This window comes from Streptomyces sp. NPDC002580, from assembly GCF_042889485.1.
GTDB lineage: Bacteria > Actinomycetota > Actinomycetes > Streptomycetales > Streptomycetaceae > Streptomyces.
Genome location: NZ_JBIAQZ010000001.1, coordinates 49520 through 66929 on the forward strand (window position 1 = coordinate 49520; position 17410 = coordinate 66929).

Annotated in this window: 9 protein-coding genes; 1 reads left to right on the forward strand and 8 read right to left on the reverse strand. The window is 73.7% G+C overall.

The features are described from left to right. Nucleotide 1: 1 nt before the first annotated feature. The 8 genes from ACFYW7_RS00190 to ACFYW7_RS00225 form a co-directional block, all read right to left on the reverse strand. Nucleotides 2-2161: a CDP-glycerol:glycerophosphate glycerophosphotransferase gene (locus ACFYW7_RS00190; protein ID WP_389496709.1), complete on the reverse strand. Its 2160-nt coding sequence runs from the start codon at nt 2159-2161 to the stop codon at nt 2-4. 123 nt (nt 2162-2284) lie between these two features. Beyond that, the gene (locus ACFYW7_RS00195; RefSeq protein WP_389496710.1) at nt 2285-4576 is read right to left on the reverse strand and encodes a CDP-glycerol glycerophosphotransferase family protein; all 2292 of its coding nucleotides are present in this window, start codon (nt 4574-4576) and stop codon (nt 2285-2287) included. 151 nt (nt 4577-4727) lie between these two features. Beyond that, nucleotides 4728-5639: a carbohydrate ABC transporter permease gene (locus tag ACFYW7_RS00200; RefSeq protein ID WP_389496711.1), complete on the reverse strand. Its 912-nt coding sequence runs from the start codon at nt 5637-5639 to the stop codon at nt 4728-4730. Beyond that, a complete protein-coding gene (locus ACFYW7_RS00205; RefSeq protein ID WP_389496713.1) occupies nt 5636-6976 on the reverse strand; it encodes a carbohydrate ABC transporter permease in 1341 nt (446 codons plus the stop codon). Before ACFYW7_RS00205 ends, ACFYW7_RS00200 begins: the two co-directional genes overlap by 4 nt. A 7-nt stretch (nt 6977-6983) precedes the next feature. Further along, on the reverse strand, nt 6984-8384 hold the full coding sequence (locus tag ACFYW7_RS00210; protein ID WP_389496715.1) for an ABC transporter substrate-binding protein: 1401 nt from the start codon (nt 8382-8384) through the stop codon (nt 6984-6986). Nucleotides 8385-8594: 210 nt separating this feature from the next. Beyond that, nucleotides 8595-9248 (reverse strand): DNA alkylation repair protein, encoded by a 654-nt coding sequence (locus tag ACFYW7_RS00215; protein WP_389498466.1) that lies wholly within the window; start codon nt 9246-9248, stop codon nt 8595-8597. A 126-nt stretch (nt 9249-9374) separates the two neighbouring features. Next, nucleotides 9375-10826 (reverse strand): integrin-like protein, encoded by a 1452-nt coding sequence (locus ACFYW7_RS00220; protein ID WP_389496717.1) that lies wholly within the window; start codon nt 10824-10826, stop codon nt 9375-9377. Nucleotides 10827-11246: 420 nt separating this feature from the next. Continuing rightward, nucleotides 11247-15164, reverse strand: a complete 3918-nt coding sequence (locus tag ACFYW7_RS00225) for an FHA domain-containing protein (RefSeq protein ID WP_389496719.1) — start codon at nt 15162-15164, stop codon at nt 11247-11249. Nucleotides 15165-15655: 491 nt separating this feature from the next. Here ACFYW7_RS00225 and ACFYW7_RS00230 point away from each other — a divergent pair, with 491 nt between their 5' ends. Beyond that, nucleotides 15656-17338 (forward strand): serine/threonine-protein kinase, encoded by a 1683-nt coding sequence (locus ACFYW7_RS00230; protein ID WP_389496721.1) that lies wholly within the window; start codon nt 15656-15658, stop codon nt 17336-17338. Nucleotides 17339-17410: the final 72 nt, after the last annotated feature.

Sequence of the window (17410 nt, forward strand, 5' to 3'; positions counted from 1 at the left end):
GTCAGCTCCTTACGAGGGTGGACGCGGCGGGAGCCGGGACGCGTTCGGCGAGCGGCAGGACGGGCGGGATCGCCTCGGGCGGTTCGCCCAGCAGCACCCTGCGCACGACCCGCTCGGCGGCCCGCCCGTCGTCGAACTGGCAGAAGCGCTCCCGGAACCGGGCCCGCAGGGCCGTCGCGGCCGGGTCCGCGTACGAACCGTCCTGGAAGAGGGCGGCCAGTTCGCCCGGGGTGCGGGCCACCCGGCCGGGCGGCTCCGCCGGCAGGTCGAAGTAGACGCCGCGCGTCTCCCGGTAGACCTCCCAGTCGTCCGCGTACACGACGATCGGACGGTCGAGGTTGGCGTAGTCGAACATGATCGACGAGTAGTCCGTGATCAGCGCGTCGGCGGCCAGGCACACGTCCTCGGAGGACCGGTGCCCGGTCACGTCGATGATCCGGCCGCTGCCGCGCCCGCGGCCCTCGTCGTAGAAGTAGTGCGCGCGCAGCAGGACGACGAAGTCCCCGCCGATCTCCTCGCAGAAGGCCTCCAGGTCGAGCCGGGACTCGAAGCCGGTGCTGTAGTCCCGGTGCGTCGGCGCGTACAGCAGCGCCGTCCTGCCCTCGGGAACCCCGAGCCGCTCGCGGACCCGCGCCACGTCACGCTCGCCGGCCGTGCAGAAGACGTCGTTGCGCGGATAGCCGTACTCCAGGGCCTCGTAGCCGCCGGGGAAGGCCCGCTCCCACATCTGGGTGGAGTGCCGGTTGGAGGAGAGGTTGTAGTCCCAGCGGTCCACCCGGGACAGCAGCTTGGTGAAACTGCCGCTCGCGGCGGCCACCACCGGATACGTCGACTGGTCGACGCCCATCTTCTTCAGCGGCGTGCCGTGCTGGGTCTGGACGTGCACGCTGCCGGGCCGTTTGACCACGGAGTCCGCGAAGTTGGCGTTGTTGACCAGGTACTTGGCACGGGCCAGGACCTCCCAGGCACGCCGGCTGCCGATCACCGCGTGCTCGACGTCCTTCGGCAGCGCGTCCACCGCGTCCGGTTCGACCAGGAACACCGAGCGGATGTGCGGGGCGAGTTCACGGGCCTTGGCGTGGATCGCGGCCGGGTTGCAGGCGTAACCCCGGCCCCAGTAGGCGCAGTACACCGCGAGGTTCTCGTCGAGGGGGCGGCGCAGCTGGGCCGCGTAGCGCGCGCGGGTGCGCAGCGCCCTGGGCCGCGGCACCCGCCGGAGCAGCCCGGCGGTCGCCCGGTTCGCGCCGCGCAGCGCGCGGAAGGCGCTGTACGCGCCGGTCGCGAGCAGCCGGTGCTGCACACCGAGACTGCCGCCGGGCACCCGGAAACCGGCCGGACGGTGACGCCGGTAGAGCTTGCCCGCCCGGCGGAAGAAGGCCCGGCGGCGACGCGCGGGCACCCGGGTGGGGTGGGCCGCCGTCTTCAGCACCTGGGAGAAGAGCTGACCGAACAGCGCCTTCGAACGGGCGGCGGGCAGGGTCCGCTCGGACACCCGGGTGAGGACCCGCTCGACCTGGTCGAGGAGCTCGAAGTGGTGCTCGCCCGGGGCGTTGAGCCGGCTGCCCTGGCGGCGCGCGTGATGGCGCACGCAGACCGTGCGCAGCACGGCCGACCGCTCGGCCGCCACCGTGACCAGGCCGCCCCAGCCCACGTCCGTGAAGTGCCCCTCGGGAAAGGCGAGTCCGTGTTCGGCGAGGAACCCGCGGCGGTACGCGGCGCTCCAGGCCGGAACATGCGCGCCGAGCACCTCCGGGGCCTTGTCGAGCGGCGGGGTGCTCGGCTCGCCCTCCCACCAGTGGATCCGCTGATGCCCGAAGTAGAGGACGTCCACGTCGGCCGGCAGCCCCGCGTCCAGGGCACCCAGCGCGCCCGGCGCCAGGTCGTCGTCGCCGTCGAGGAAGAGCAGGTACGCGCCGGTCGCCGCCGCGATCCCGGTGTTGCGCGCCCCGCCGAGCCCGTCCGAGGACGGCGAATGGACCGGGGTCACCCGGGGGTCCCGCGCGGCGTACGCGGCGGCGACCGCCGCGGCCGGGGAGTCCGGCGCGTCGCAGACCGGGATCAGTTCGAAGTCGCCGAAGGACTGGGCCAGGACCGAGTCCAGCGCGCGGGCCAGGTGCCCGGCGACTCCGAAGGTGGGCACGATGACGCTGAAGCGGGGCATTCTGCTCTTTCTCTCAAGGGGCGCCGAACGGGGGGTTCATCGCCCGGGGCGCCCGGTCGGCCGCCAGGTGGTGGGCCGGGTGGGCATGGGCCGCGAGGGGCTGGAGGGCACACGGGCTCCGGTTCAGAGGGTCTCGGTCAGGGGAACGGCACCACCCGGGACCGGGACGGCGGCCGGGGCGTCCTGCGGCGGGCCGGAGCCGAGGGGGCGGAGGAGGGCCGCCGCCGACGCGGCCGGGTGACGCTCGGCGAACGGGACGAACGGCGGCAGACCGGCGTTCTCGCCGAGGACCACACGCCGTACGACCCGCTCGGCGGCGTGCCCGTCGTCGTACGGGCAGAACCGCTCACGGAACGCGGCCCGCAGCTGCGAGGAACGCGAGCCGTGCCAGTGCCCGGTCGCGAAGATGTCGATCAGCTCGTCCTCACTGCGCGCCACCGCGCCCGGCGGGAAGGCGCCCAGGTCGAAGTAGGTGCCGCGGGCCGCCTCGTACGCGTCCCGGTCGTCCATGTGGATCACGATCGGCCGGTCCAGGCCCGCGTAGTCGAACATCAGGGACGAGTAGTCGGTGACCAGCGCGTCGGAGGCGAGGCACAGCGACTCGACGCTCGGATGGCCGGAGACGTCGATGACCCGGTCGTTCGACGCGTCCGCGAGGGGCGCGCCGTACGTGTGGTGGGCGCGGGCCAGCACCACGAAGCGCGGGCCCAGCCGGTCCACCAAGCGGTCCAGGTCCAGGGCCCGGTGCTGGGTGCGCCGGTAGTCCCGGTACGTCGGCGCGTACAGCACGGCGATGGCGTCCGCGGGGATGCCGAGTGCCTCGCGCAGCCGGGCGACATCGGCCGAAGTGGCCTCCTGGAACACGTCGTTGCGCGGCATCCCGTACTCCAGCGTCGTGTACGAGGAGGGGAAGACGCGCTCCCAGACCAGTGTGGAATGGCGGTTGGCGGACAGGCAGTAGTCCCAGGTGTCGGCGTCCCGCAGCAGCTCGGCGAAGTCGGTGTCCCGCGCGGCGGCCGGGCGGTCCTGGAGGTCGAGGCCCATGTGCTTGAGCGGCGTCCCGCGCTGTGTCTGGATCAGGACCTGGCCGGGCCGCTTGACCAGCCGACGGTCGAAGCCGACGTTGTTCACCAGGTACTTGGAACGGGCGAGCGCCGTCCAGTACCCGGCCGTGCCGGGACGCAGCCGCTGCGTGACGGCCGGGATGGTGTGGTGGTGCTCGGGTTCCGCGATCCAGGCCGTGCGGATGTGCGGCGCGAAGGCGCGGAACGCGGACTCCAGAGCCCCCGGATTGCAGCCGTGCCCCCGGCCCCGGTGGCTGGAGAAGACGGCCCGGTCGGCGCGCAGCGGTAGCAGGAGCTGCACGCGGTAGTGGACCCGCAGCGCGCCGCCGCGCGCCGCGCGCAGCAGCCCGGCGGTCAGCCGCAGGACTCTCCTGCGGGTCCGCGACAGCGCGGAGAGCAGACGGTACGCGCGATGCGCGCCCAGTCCGACCAGCACGTGCCGCAGCCGCGCGCCGAGGACGGCCGGAGTACCGCCCGGGACGCGGTAACGGCGGTGGTACGCGCGGGCCTTGCGCAGGAACTCGGCCCGCGCCGAGCGCGGCAGCCGGCCCCGTTTCACGAACACCGCGGCGAAGTGGTCGATCATGCGCCGGAACAGCAGCGGGCGCCACCGGTCCAGTTCCGGGTGCGCGTCGACATGCGCGAAGACACGGTCGTACTGCCCGAAGACGTCGAAGTGCTTCCGGCTGCTCGTGCCGAGGATGCTGCCGTGCCGCCGCTGGCGGTAGTGGACGCAGATCCGGTCGAGGGTGGCGATCGTCCCGGCCGACATCAGCGCCGGAAAGGTCCAGGGCGTGTCCTCGTAGTACCCGGGCGGGAAGGTGAGGCCCGCGCGCTCGACGAACTCCCGGCGGTACGCCTTGTTCCACACCACCATCAGCAGCCGCAGCAGACCGGGCCGCTCGTCGAGCCGGAACGGTGCCGGGCCCTCCTCGGTCAGCTGTGCCGAGACCTTGTTGCGCACGGTCCGCCCCGACCAGAACGTGCGCGCGTAGTCGTAGACCAGGACGTCCGGTTCGCCGGTCTCCGCCAGCCGGCCGGCGATCGCGCGCAGCGCGTCCGGGGTGAGCGTGTCGTCGCTGTCCAGGAAGACCAGGTAGTCACCGGTGGCGCGTTCGAGACCGGCGTTGCGGGCGCGGCCGAGGCCCACGTTCTCCGGGAGGCGCACGGGCACCACGCGGGCGTCCCGTGCCGCGAACTCCTCGATGATCGAACCGCAGCCGTCGGGCGAGCAGTCGTCGACCGCGATGAGTTCGAGATCCGGGAAGGACTGTCCGAGCACGGATTCGAGGCACTCGTGCAGGTACGCCTGGACCTTGTACACGGGGACGATGACACTGAACCTGGGCAAGGGACATCCATGAGTCGGCGCGGGCATACCTGCCCGGGAACGGCCGAAGGGGTGACTTGGTTACGCCAGATGTGGCATACGGGGGACATCCGGTGAACATCGAAGGGCCGCCCGGTGTCCGGACGGCCCTTCAAGTGCTGGGGGAATCAGGTTATTTGACCGCGCCCGCCATCACCCCGGAGACGAACTGCCGCTGGAACGCGAAGAACACGGCCAGCGGGATCACCATCGAGATGAAGGCGCCCGGCGCCAGCACGTCGATGTTGTTGCCGAACTGCCGCACCTGCGTCTGGAGCGCGACCGTGATGGGCTGGCTCCCCGAGTCGGAGAAGACCAGCGCGACCAGCATGTCGTTCCACACCCACAGGAACTGGAAGATGGCCAGCGAGGCGATCGCCGGAGCGCCGAGCGGCATCACGACCCGTGCGAACAGGCGCAGTTCGCTCGCGCCGTCCAGCCGGGCGGCCTCCAGGAGCTCCCGCGGGATCTCGGCGAAGAAGTTCCTCAGCAGGAACACCGCGAACGGCAGGCCGAACCCGACGTGGAAGAGGACCACGCCGACGATCGACCCGAAGATGCCGATCTTTCCGAAGAGTTCGGCGATCGGGATCAGTGCCACCTGCACCGGCACGACCAGCAGCCCGACCACCGCGAGGAACCACCAGTCCCGGCCCGGGAACTCCATCCAGGCGAAGGCGTAGCCCGCGAGCGAGCCGATACCCACGACCAGCAGCGTCGCCGGCACCGTGATCAGCACCGTGTTGAGCAGCGAGCCGGTGATGTCGCCGTTCTCCAGGAGCTTCTGGTAGCTGTCCACCGTGAGCTGCGAGGGCTCGCTGAACACCTTCCACCAGCCGCTCGCGCTCATGTCCTCGGGGGCGCGCAGCGAGGACAGCAGCAGCCCGATCGTCGGCACCAGCCAGAACAGACCGACGAGCAGCAGGAACACCCGGACGGCACCGCCGCCGACCCCGCTCGCGATCCGCGAACCCAGCGAGGGCCTCACCCTGCTCACCACCGGGGCGGATGCCGTCTTCGTCAGGCTCTCGGCCTGCGTGGTCATCGCCGCACCTCCCGCCGCAGTCTGCGCACATTGAAGGCCATCACCGGGATCACGAGCAGGAGCAGGAACACCGAGATGGCGCTCGCGACGCCCGGCTGGTCCTCCGAGAAGCCCTTGCGGTACAGCTCCAGGGCCAGCACGTTCGCGTCGTCCTGGGAGGAGCCCGGCGCGATGATGAAGACCAGGTCGAAGACCTTCAGCACGTTGATCATCAGGGTCACGGCGACCACCGCGAGGACCGGCGCGAGCAGCGGCACGGTGACCCGGCGGAACACCTGCCACTCGTTCGCCCCGTCGACCCGGGCCGCCTCGAGGAGCTCGCGCGGCACACCCGCCAGCCCCGCCGCGATCAGCACCATCGCGAACCCCGCCCACATCCAGACGTAACTGCCGATGATGGCGGGTGTGACCAGCGACGGGCCGAGCCAGTCGAGGCCGTTGTAGGGCTCCGAGAAGTTGCTCGCCGGGAGCCGCAGCCGGGCCCCGTCCGCCTTGTCCGACAGCGTGAACGTGCCGTCGGCCGCGACGCTCGTCGAGTCGACGACCCGGCCGTCCTTCACCGCCTCGATCCGCATCCCGGAGTAGCCCAGCTCACCCGGGTCCACCTGGCCGAGTCTCCCGACACCCCTGCCGCGGGTGAAGTCCTGCCAGGCCGTGCCGGTGACCTTGCCGGGCTCGGGCTCGGCCCGCACCGCCTTCCCCGCCCCGTCCGGCATCTTGTCCGGGGCGACGCCGACGAGCGGGACGGTGACGGACTGCCCGGCGCGCACGGCCTCCCGGGTGATGAAACCGCCCTGCTCGGCCTTCAAGGGCGACTGCCTGCCCGGGTGGGCCTTCGGGAACGCCGACGCCTGGGCGAAGGTGTCGTGCACGCCCACCCAGACGGCGTTCGCGACGCCCTTGTCCGGGTCCTGGTCGTACACCAGCCGGAAGATGATGCCCGCCGCGAGCATCGAGATCGCCATCGGCATGAAGACGACCAGCTTGAACGCCGTTCCCCAGCGCACCCGTTCGGTGAGCACCGCGAAGATCAGGCCCAGCGCGGTCGCGACCGTCGGGGCGAACACCACCCAGATGACGTTGTTCTTCAGCGCGGCACGGATGCCGTCGTCGCTGAACAGGGTCTTGTAGTTGTCGATCCCGGCGAAGCCGTCGCCGGACTGGTCGTAGAAGCTGCGGACGACCGAGTACCCGATCGGGTAGACCACGAGCGCGCCGAGCAGCACCAGGGCGGGCAGCAGGAACAGCGCCGCCACGGACTTGCGGGTGCCGGTCACGCTCTTGCGCGTACGGGGCGGAGGCACCGGTGCGGTGCCTCCCGCCGTCGCCGACTTCATCGCCGGATCAGCCCTTGTAGGCCGCTGCGGCGTCCGCTTCGAGCTTCGCCTGCGTCCCCGCCACGTCCTTCGGGTTCTTCAGGAAGTCCTGGAGAGCCTTCCACTCGCCCTTGCCGGGGGTCCCGCCGAAGGCCTGCGGCGCCTGGTCGGACATGTCGAAGCGGAAGTCGTCGCCGGCCGCGATCAGGGCCTCGGCCATCTTCCGCTGCACCGCGTTGGGGTACGCGGACGGCTCGACGCGCTTGTTGGGCGAGAGATAGCCGCCGAGCTTCGCCTGGATGGTCGCCGCGTCGGGCGACGCCAGGAACGTGACCAGCGCCTGGGCCGCCTTGGAGTCCTTCAGGATCACGGCCGCGTCACCGCCGCTGACCACCGGCGCCTTGTCGCCGACCGCCGGGAACGGGAACACCTTCGCGTCCGTGCCGATCTCCGCCTTGGTCTCCGCGATGTTGACGGCCACGAAGTCGCCCTCGAAGACCATGCCCGCCTTCGGCTGGTCGCCGCCGGTGAACGTCTGCGTCACCGACGCCGGGAACTCCGTCTGGAGCGCGCCGTCCGGGCCGCCCGCGAGGTAGTTCTTGTCGCCCCACAGCTGGGCGAGCGTGGTCAGCGCGTCCTTCACGGACGGATCCGTCCACTTGATCTCGTGCCGCGCGAGCTGGTCGTACTTCTCGGGTCCGGCCTGGGAGAGGTAGACGTTCTCGAACCAGTCGGTGAGCGTCCAGCCGTCGGCGCCGCCGACGGAGACGGGGGTGACTCCGGAGTCGTAGACGGTCCGCGCGGTCGCCAGGAAGTCCTTCCAGGTCTTGGGCTCCTTGGCCCCCGCGTTCTCGAAGACCTGGTCGTTGTACCAGACCAGCGACTTGTTGGCCGCCTTGTAGTACACGCCGTACTGCTTGCCGTCGACCTTGCCGAGGTCCTGCCAGCCCTGCGCGTAGTTCTTCGCCAACTGCGCCTGCGCGTCCGGCCCGACGGGCGTGGCCCACTTCTTGTCGACGGCCTGCTTGATCGCGCCGACCTGCGGGAGCATCGCGACGTCCGGCGGCGCACCGCCCGCGATCTTCGAACCCAGGAAGTTGATGATCGGGTCCTGCGCCGGTACGAAGGTGACCTTCGCGCCCGTGCGCTTCTCGAACTCGGCCAGCACCTTCTTGAAGTTGGCCTGCTCCTGGCCCGTCCACACGGCGGCGACTTCCAGGGTGGCGCCGTCGAGTTTGGGAAGGGTGACGGAGCCGGTGCCGCGGCTCTCCGTTCCCGTGCTGCCGTTGTTGTCCTCCTTGTCACCGCCGCCGCACGCGGTGAGCGCGAGGGCGCCCGCGGCGACGGCGGCCGCGGCGGCCCGCGCGGCTCTGCGCGAGCGGTGCGTGGAGTGACCGGGCGACCTGCGTGTACGAAGACTGCTGCGCATCAATGCCCCGTTCTTCGTTCGTCGTCGAACGTCAAGGCGGCTTCCCCGCGCGCTCCGGTCTACGCCCGCTCGTTCGGGGGCGGCAAGACCACCGGTGCTGTCAAGTGAGCGATCGTGACCGGGTCGTGACGTGGGGTCACCGGTTCCGAAGGGCGTCCAAGAGGCCCCGCGTCCGGGACCAGGAGGCGCCACCGGTCACGTCACCGCTGGTCACGACACCGTCCGATCGTCCTGCCGGCGCACCATCTCGGTGATCCAGACCGGCGCGAACGGAGAAGTGCAGCCCGGCGGGGTCGGGTAGTCCTTGAGCACCTCCAGGCGCTCACCGATGGCGATCGCCCGGGCGCGGTACCGGGCGTGCTCGATCCCGATCTGGGCCAGGCAGTTGTTCATCGCCCACTGGAGGCGGTCCGGGGTGGCCTTCATCCGTGCCTCGATGACGTCGAGCAGCCCGCTGAGGTCGAGGCCCTCGGGCTTCTTCGCGACGCGCTCGGCGGTCAGCGCCCAGCCCGCACCGGCGACCACGGGATTCGGATCGGCGGACCAGGCCGTCCGCAGCTCCTCGGCGTGCGGGTTCTTCTTCACCACGTAGTTGACGAGCCAGTCGTGCACCTTGGGGGTGCGCGCCTGACGCAGCATGCGGTCCAGCTCGTCCCGCCCGAACGCCTTCGGGCGGCAGATCAGGATCGCCAGCAGTCTCGCCGCGGAGTCGTCCGTCTCCCAGAGTCCGCGGGCGAGTTCCTGCTGGGTCTTCAGCCGTTTCGCGATGGCGCGCAGCTTGCCGAGGTTCACCCCGTGATCGTCGCCGTGCCGCTCGTTGATCTCCCGTGCCTTCGGGTCCTGGAGCGCGGCCAGTTCGGCCATCACCTCGGCGATCGCCCCGGTCGGCGGCGTCCCTGTCACCCCAGCCTCCTGTCCGTCACCTGAGCGACCAGCCTACGGCGGGGGCCCGGACTCCCGCCGAGGGCCGGTTCGGAAGGGGGTGGGGCGTCACCGGCCGGAGAGGTACCTGCCGTACGCGAGCGCGCTGGAGGGGGAGGGCAGGCGCAACTCGGCGGGGGTGAAGGCGGAAGCGCCGTCGGCGGCCCCCCGGGGCAGCAGCCACACCCCGCCCGAGCCGGCGTTCTCGCCGGGGGAGCCGACCGCCAGGTCCGCCCTGCCGTCGTGGTCGTAGTCGCCGGTGGCGAGGGCGGCACCGAAGGCGTCGGAGGCCTCCGCGACGCCGGGCACGTGCGGGGTGTCCTGCTGGAGCCCGACGGAGCGGCCCGCTCCCCGCGCGTCGAGGAGGCCGGTCGGGCCGCCGAACAGGAGGGTCGCGGCGCCCGCGCCCGAACGCGTGCCGATCGCCTCGCCGGGGGCGCCGGCGATCAGGTCGTCGCGGCCGTCCTGGTCGACGTCGGCGACGGCGAGGACGGCGCCGAAGCGGTCGCCGGTCTCCGCTACGCCCGCCACGCCGGCCGTGTCCTGGTTGAGGGTCTGCTTGCGGAACCCGAAGCTGCCGGGGGCCGCGGTGCCGTAGTGGATGTGGATGCCGCCGCCCTCGGCGTTCTCCTCGGGGCCGCACGGGTCGTCGATGTTCTCGTCGGCGATCTCCCGGCACTCGCCGAGGGCGAGGTCGTCGTGGCCGTCGCCGTCGAAGTCGCCCGCGGCGAGGGCGGAGACTCCGGCGTTGTCCGTGTTCCAGGTGTTGACCATGGCCCGCTCGGTCCGGTCCCAGGCCCACAGGCGTACGTGCGACTGGGTGAACGGGGTGTTCGTCCAGTACCCGACGGCCAGGTCCGCCGTGCCGTCCTCGGTGAAGTCGCCGCTGGTGAGGACGGGGGCGCGGCCGCCCATCGGGGCGTCGAGGACGGTGGTGAGGATGCCGTCGGCGGTGAGCAGGACGACCTTGTCCCTGCCGCCGATCACGATGTCCCTGCTGCCGTCGCCGGTCAGGTCGGCCGAGGTGACCGCCAGGCCGTACGCCGCCCCCGCCGCCGGGCCGTTGAGCACCACGGAGCCCGAGCCCGGATCCTTGCTGCCGCCGCCCACCGCGGTGACCGAACCGACGTCCGCGCCGCGGCCGGTGATGTCCTCGCCGGGGGTGCCGACCAGGAGTTCCGCGAGACCGTCGCCGCTGGTGTCCACCAGTGCCACGGAGGCGCCGAAGCGGTCGCCCGGTTCGGGGCTGCCGGGGACCTCGGAGGTGGCCTGGCTGATACGGATGCTGCCGTGGGCGCCGATTCCCTTCGGACCGCCCCAGACGACGTTGACGTAACCGGCCTTCGCCTTGCCGTCGACCGTGCCGTCCGGGACCCCTACGGCGAGGTCCGCGTACCCGTCGCCGTTGAAGTCGCTGGTGGACCGTGCGGGAGCGGTGGCCGAGGCCGGGAGGGTCAGCCCGGCGGTGGCCGCGGCGACGACGGTGACTGCTGTGGCGTACGTCCGTATCCGTGTGCGCACGGAGGCTCCAAGGTGTCCGAGGTGGCGGTTCACCTGTGGGACATCCGGAAGGCGCCCAGGGTTGTACGGAAGCGGCACGCTCCGCGCCGGGAACCGCCACCACTCCCGGGGCGGCCGGCCGGTGCCACGATTCCTCGCCCCGGGGCGGCCCGCCTTCGATCCGGCGCGCCTTCGGCCCGGGATGTCCCCGCTCCGTGGTGCCTCCGTCGGGCCCGTCTGGAGTCGGGTTTGCCTCCGGGCGGGGTCGGCCCCGGTCGGGCTCGCCGTCGGCCCGGCTCGGCCCTTGGCCCGGTTCGTCTCCGGCCCGGCTCCCCCACGGTCGGCTCGGCCCCGGCCGGTGGCCCGCACCGGCCGGCTTCCGGTGCGCGGGGGAGAGGCCGCCGCCGGGAAGCGGGCGGCGCCGCGTCACGTGCCGGCTCGTCAGAGCAGCGACGGCACCTCGGTCGCGGAGACCGAACGCGCGGCGCGCTCCAGGGTGCTGGCGAGCAGGGCCAGGTCCGTCGGTCCGTTGCCCAGCTCGCGGACCGGGCGGCGGGCCGGCGGGTCGCCCATGCGGTGCCACTCCAGGACGACGACCGTGGGGCGGAGCGTGGCCGTACGGGGAATGCGTCCCGTGACCCGCCCGCCCTGGAAGGGCGTCTCCCGGCCGTCGGGGCGGAGCAGCCGGCCCCGCCCGGGTGCCGGTTCCTCCGGTCCGGGCGACGGCGCGTCGAGGGTGACGCGCAACGCGGCGGAACGCGCGAGTTCCGACCCCGCCGTACGGACGTCGGCGGCGGACGACGCCACGAGGTGCACTCCGAGCCGGTCCCCCTCCCGGACTACGGCCTCCAGCGCCCGGACGACCGAACCGGCCGCGGGACGCCCGGGGGATCCGAGCGGTGGTGACACCAGGGCGTCGAGGTCGTCGACGACGACGACCAGGCGGGCCAGCGGCGGTCCCGGATCGGTCCGCTGGCGCGCGGCGGCCGGCCGCAGCCGCAGCGTCGAACTGGGCGGTGTGTCGAGGTCCGAGGCGCCCGGGGACGAGGTCCCGCCCGACGCCGGTCCGGCCGAGCGCTGCGCCACGATCCGGCCGGGCACGGTCCGCCCGGCGTGCCACTCCGCGAAGCCGAGCCGGCCCAGCAGTTCGGACCGCCGCTTCAGCTCGGCGCTCAGGGACTGGGCGAACTCCCGCATCCGCACGGGGTCGTTGGCCGTGAGGTGCGTGGTGACGTGCGGCAGGTCCGTGCAGACCTGGAGCCCTTCCCCGCCGGCCCCCGCACCGTGCGCTCCCGTGCCGTCGCGTCCGTCCAGCAGGACTATCCCGAGCCGGTCGGGCCGTTCGGCGGCGGCGAGGGACGCGGCCACCGAACGCAGGAGTTCCGTACGGCCGCTGCCCGGCGGGCCCTCGATCAGCAGATGCGGGCCCTCGACGGGCAGGTCGACGGAGACCGGGCCGCGCGGGCCGGCGCCGAGGACGGCCCGGGCCCGTCCGCCGAACGCCTCGCTGTCGTCCGCCGCGTCCGCCCAACGGGCCATCAGGGAGGCCGGGGTGGCCCGCGCCAGACCCAACTCGTCGAGCAGGCGCGCCATGTGAGGCAGGGGCGCGGACACGCGCGCGTGCCGGTCGCCGTGCGGGCCTTCCGTCCGCAGCGGCGCGAGGGCCCGGGCGAAGCGCTCGGCCCAGGCGAGCGACACGGCGTCCACGGCGGCGACGGTGCCGTGTCCGACGGGTCCGCGCGGCGGCTGCCCGGGCGCGTCGGCGGCGCGGCCCGCGCGCGGGCCGGAGAGGGAACCGGCCGCCCTCTCCCGCCCGGGGTGAGGAATGCCGGTGTGGGTGGATCCGTCGTGCCGGGGTCCGGAGTACGAGGGCCCGGCCCCCGCTCCGGCGCGGCCGGTGCCGTCGGCGGGGGATCCGGTGCGCGACGCGCCTCCCGGGGCGTCCGCGCCGGTGCCGCCCGGTGCCACCCGCAGCAACCGCAGCGCCGTGGCCACGTCACCGCTGAGCAACGCCACCGCTCCGCACGCGCGGAACGCCGGCGAGGCCTGGCACGCCGCCTCGTAGGTGTCCGTCACCGGCGACGCGGGCGACGCCGCCGCGGTCTCGGCGAGGCACACCAGATGGATTCCGGCCCGCGAGCCCTCGTGGGCGAGACGCACCACGGCCTCCCGGACGTCGGCGCCTCCGGGGTCCCCGTCCACGACGACCACGGTGTACGGCCCCTCGTAGCTCCCGGTGCTCTCGTAGCCCTCCTGGTCCTCGTCGGGGGCGGTGGTCTCGGCGTTCTCGGGCCGGGCCCAGGAGGGCCGCCGCGCCGCACCGCGCTCGCTGTCGTCGTGGGTCCCGGGCCGGGCGGCCGGAATCGCCGTGCCGGTGCCCCCGGCGAGGGGTCCCCGGCGGCCCGGCGCGTTCTTCGCCTCCGCCAGGTGGTCCTCCAGCCGGCGCAGCAGTTCGTCGGTGCGCGCGGCGGCCTGTTCGCGGTCGTACGCGAGGAGGAGCCGGCAGTCCTGGCCGTGGGCGGGCCGCAGATGGGGAAGCCAGCCGAGCCAGGACCACTCGGCGCCGCGCTCCTCCACCGTGCGGGTGCGGTCCGTGCTGATGAGGACGATTTCCAGGGTGTCGGGGGAGTGCAGCGCGGCGAGCTGCGCGACGACCGCGCGGGCCAGTCCCGCCAGCCGCGTCCGCGGTCCGGCCAGGCCCAGCGAGCCGACCTCCCGCAGTCCGGCGGTCACCGGTACGGCGGGGAGCAGGCCCGAGCCGTCGGGGGCCGCCCGGTCGGCGGTGCCCAGACGCACCGTCAGCGCCTCGGGGTGTCCGGGGCCCCGCTCCCACAGCCGGGGACCCGGACCGAGCGCGGTGAGCAGCAGGGTCGCCGGGTCGGGCCAGCTCTCGGGCGACCGGCGCACGGCGGCCAGGGGCCCCGCCGTCGCGACGGCTCCGTCGGCGTACGCCTCGTGCGCGGTTCCCGCCGGTCCGCCGCGGCCACCGGTCAGCCGCCGGGCCCACGCGCCGATACCGCCACGCCTGCGCACCTCCGGCGGAAGGTCCGTGCCGCGCGTCGGAGTGCCCTTGCGGGCGCTCGGGACACCGGGCCCGAGAGTTCCGGACGGGTCGACCGCTCCGCCCGCGAAGGTCCCCGCGGCGGCCTCCGTCCGGTCCGGTCCGCCGGGGGCTCCACCGGCCGCGGCGGGTCCGCCCGTGCGGCCGGCCCCGCGTGCGGACGCGCGGGGGAGGGAACCGGCGTCCGGCGCCGCGTCGCGCGGCGTGCTCTCCATCCGGGGCGCCCGGCCCTGCTCGGGCACGGCCAAAGGCGCCGCCCGTCCGTGGTCCAGCGCCCCGGGGACGCCACCACCGGAGGCCCCCCACTCCGCGGTGCCGTACGCGTGATGCGTCTCGCCCACGGGCGGCGGGGCGCCCCGCTGCGCGAGGGAGGCGCTCTCCCCGCGTGCGTGGGGAACCGCCGCGCGCGGGTGGGGCGCGTCGGACGGGTACGTCCCCGGTGCGGCGGGGGCCGTCGCGCCGCCCGGGTCGGCGCCGGATCCGCCCGGCGAGGCGGGCGAGGCGTTCGCGTGCGAAGGGGAGCCGCCGGCTGTCCGGCAGGCGCCCGGCGTGGCCGCGACGCCGGTGACCGTACGGTCACCGGGCCCGTCCTCCCCGAAGGAGCCGTCCCCGGCCGCTCCGGCGCGCACCCTTATATGGCCCTCGCCGTCCGGAGCCGTCCGGACGGCTGCCGGGCCTCCCGGGGGCGCGAGCCGCAGCGCGGACTCGCCGACGCGCAGCAGCGCGCCCTCGGTGAGCCGGACCGGGCGGCCGTCGACGCGGGAACCGTCGAGCGTCGTGCCGTTCGTGGAGCCGATGTCGGCGACCGAGACGCGGCCCTCGGAGGTGACGGTGACCGCGCAGTGCAGCCGGGACACGTCGGGGTCGTCCAGGGGCACGTCGGCGTCCGCGGAGCGGCCGACGCGGATCTGGCCGCCGTGCAGCAGATGGACGCCCCCGGCGTCGGGTCCCGCGACCACGTGCAGCTGGGCGGAGACGTCGTCCAGGTCCGGACCGGGCTCGGCGGGCGCGCCCAGGCAGAGCACGGCTCCGTCGGTCAGCGGCGGCTCGCCGAGCGTGCAGCGCTGGGCGTCGAGCCGCTCCGCGCCGGCGTAGAGCACGATCTGGCCCCCTGGCTCACGGCCCCGCTCGCCCTGGGAGGCACCCCCGCTTCCCCCGACCGCAGAGGCCAGTCCCGAAGCGACCGCGGCCAGCGCCGTCCCGGCGGGCGCGGTGACCAGCACATCGCAGGCCGTGGCTCGCCCCCGCGGCTCCGAGGGCGGGCCCAGCGGGTCTACGACGGTCAGCCGGATCTGCATCGCCGTCAGGGGTCCCTTCCGCGCAGGTGTCCGAGCCGGGGACGAGGCTGCGCCGCGGTCCCCCACCGCAGATCTCCCCCACCGCACACGGGCACGTCGGCCAGTACTGGAGGCATCCTCGCACCTGCCACCGACAACACGCCCGCCCCCCACCCGCAAGTGATCTTGATTGGTCGGCTCTGCCCGTAAAAGTGCCTGACCAGTGCCCGCCCGGTGTTCGCTTGAGATCGGTCACGCCCTGCCCGGGGCAACCAAGCGACCGGAGTGAGCGTCTTTGGCCGAACACGGGAAAGCGCCTTTCCGTCGAACACGGGCGGGAACGCGTACGTAAGCGCTTATGCGGACCACAGGCCCGCACGGGACCTATGGGGAAGCACACGAGGACGACAGCCCGGTGCCGCGTTCGGCGGCACTACAGTGGGTCGGAAACACCTGTACCACGGTGATCACGGTGGACGGACCAGGCAAGCAAGCAACAGGGAGCGCATGACGTGCGGCCGGTAGGGAGCAAGTACCTCCTTGAGGAGCCGCTGGGGCGCGGCGCCACAGGCACGGTCTGGCGAGCCCGCCAGCGGGAGACCGCGGGCGCCGAGGCGGCCGTCGCCGGGCAGCCCGGCGAGACCGTGGCGATCAAGGTCCTGAAGGAAGAGCTCGCGAGCGACGCCGACATCGTGATGCGGTTCCTCCGGGAGCGGTCGGTGCTGCTGCGCCTGACCCACCCGAACATCGTGCGCGTCCGCGACCTCGTCGTCGAGGGCGATCTCCTCGCGCTGGTCATGGACCTGATCGACGGTCCCGACCTGCACCGTTATCTGCGCGAGAACGGACCGTTCTCGCCCGTCGCCGCCTCCCTTTTGACCGCCCAGGTCGCCGACGCGCTCGCCGCCAGTCACGCCGACGGCGTCGTGCACCGCGACCTGAAGCCCGCCAACGTGCTGCTCAAGCAGGACGCCGGCGGGATGCACCCGATGCTCACCGACTTCGGCATCGCCCGGCTGGCCGACTCCCCGGGGCTGACCCGCACCCACGAGTTCGTCGGCACGCCCGCGTACGTCGCGCCGGAGTCCGCCGAGGGGCGCCCGCAGACGTCCGCCGTCGACATCTACGGCGCCGGCATCCTGCTGTACGAGCTGGTCACCGGGCGCCCGCCGTTCTCCGGCGGATCCGCCCTGGAGGTGCTGCACCAGCACCTGAGCGCCGAACCGCGCCGTCCCTCGACCGTCCCGGACCCGCTGTGGACCGTGATCGAGCGCTGCCTGCGCAAGAACCCGGACGACCGGCCCAGCGCCGAGAACCTCGCCCGCGGGCTGCGCGCCGTCGCCGCGGGCGTCGGGGTGCACGCGAACGCCGCGCAGATCGCCGCCGCCGAGGGCGTGGGCGCCCTGCTCGCCCCCGACCCGGCCCCGGCGCCCGTCCCGGGCCTGCCGGGCGCGGCCGACGCCACACAGGTGCTGCCGCAGGGCGCGGGTTCCTACGACCCGTACGGCGCGACCAGCGTGCTGCCGCACACCTCGGGCGCCGCCGACCCGACCGCCGTCCTGCCGCCGGTGCCGCACCACCAGTCGGGCGGACCGGGCGGACAGCCCGGCCAGGGCGAGGACCCGCACCCCTGGCAGAACCAGATGCGCGCGGCCCGCGACCGCAACGAACAGACGCAGGTCCAGTACCTCGACCCGAACGAGGACCCGCTGCGCCGCCGCCCCCAGCGGCAGGTCGCCCGGCCGCAGGAGCCGCAGCAGCGCCCGCAGCGCGGTCAGCAGCCGCCGCCCGGCTACGGATACCCGCAGCAGGGCCAGCAGCAGGGCCAGCAGTACGCGCCGCAGCAACAGCAGCAGCAGCGCCCCCAGCGCTACGCCCCCGCGCCCCAGCCGCAGCCCCAGCCGCAGCGGTACGCGCCCGAGCCGCAGCGGCCCCAGCAGCCCGCGCCGCGCCAGCAGCGCGAGCCCCGCCAGCGCGGCGCCAACCCCATGAAGATCCCGGGGCTCGGCTGCCTCAAGGGGTGCCTGTTCACGATCGTCATCCTGGTCGTCGCCGGCTGGATGATCTGGGAATTCAGCCCTCTCCAGGACTGGATCGGCACCACCAGGTCCTTCTGGGGCGAGATCAAGTTCCAGTACAACCAGGTCAGCGACTGGATCGAGGAGCTCGGCGGCAAGGACCCCTCGACCAAGTGACTCTGGGGATTTGTCGACACCTGACGGGTGATTTCGGTCTCGGCGGTGAAGGTTGGCTCCTCGGGCGCGTAC

Bases quoted from the DNA above. Each gene is read 5' to 3' on its own strand.
- ACFYW7_RS00190 (WP_389496709.1), bottom strand. From the start codon at position 2,161: ATGCCCCGCTTCAGCGTCATCGTGCCCACCTTCGGAGTCGCCGGGCAC.
- ACFYW7_RS00200 (WP_389496711.1), bottom strand. From the start codon at position 5,639: ATGACCACGCAGGCCGAGAGCCTGACGAAGACGGCATCCGCCCCGGTG.
- ACFYW7_RS00205 (WP_389496713.1), bottom strand. From the start codon at position 6,976: ATGAAGTCGGCGACGGCGGGAGGCACCGCACCGGTGCCTCCGCCCCGT.
- ACFYW7_RS00210 (WP_389496715.1), bottom strand. From the start codon at position 8,384: ATGCGCAGCAGTCTTCGTACACGCAGGTCGCCCGGTCACTCCACGCAC.
- ACFYW7_RS00215 (WP_389498466.1), bottom strand. From the start codon at position 9,248: ATGGCCGAACTGGCCGCGCTCCAGGACCCGAAGGCACGGGAGATCAAC.
- ACFYW7_RS00225 (WP_389496719.1), bottom strand. From the start codon at position 15,164: ATGCAGATCCGGCTGACCGTCGTAGACCCGCTGGGCCCGCCCTCGGAG.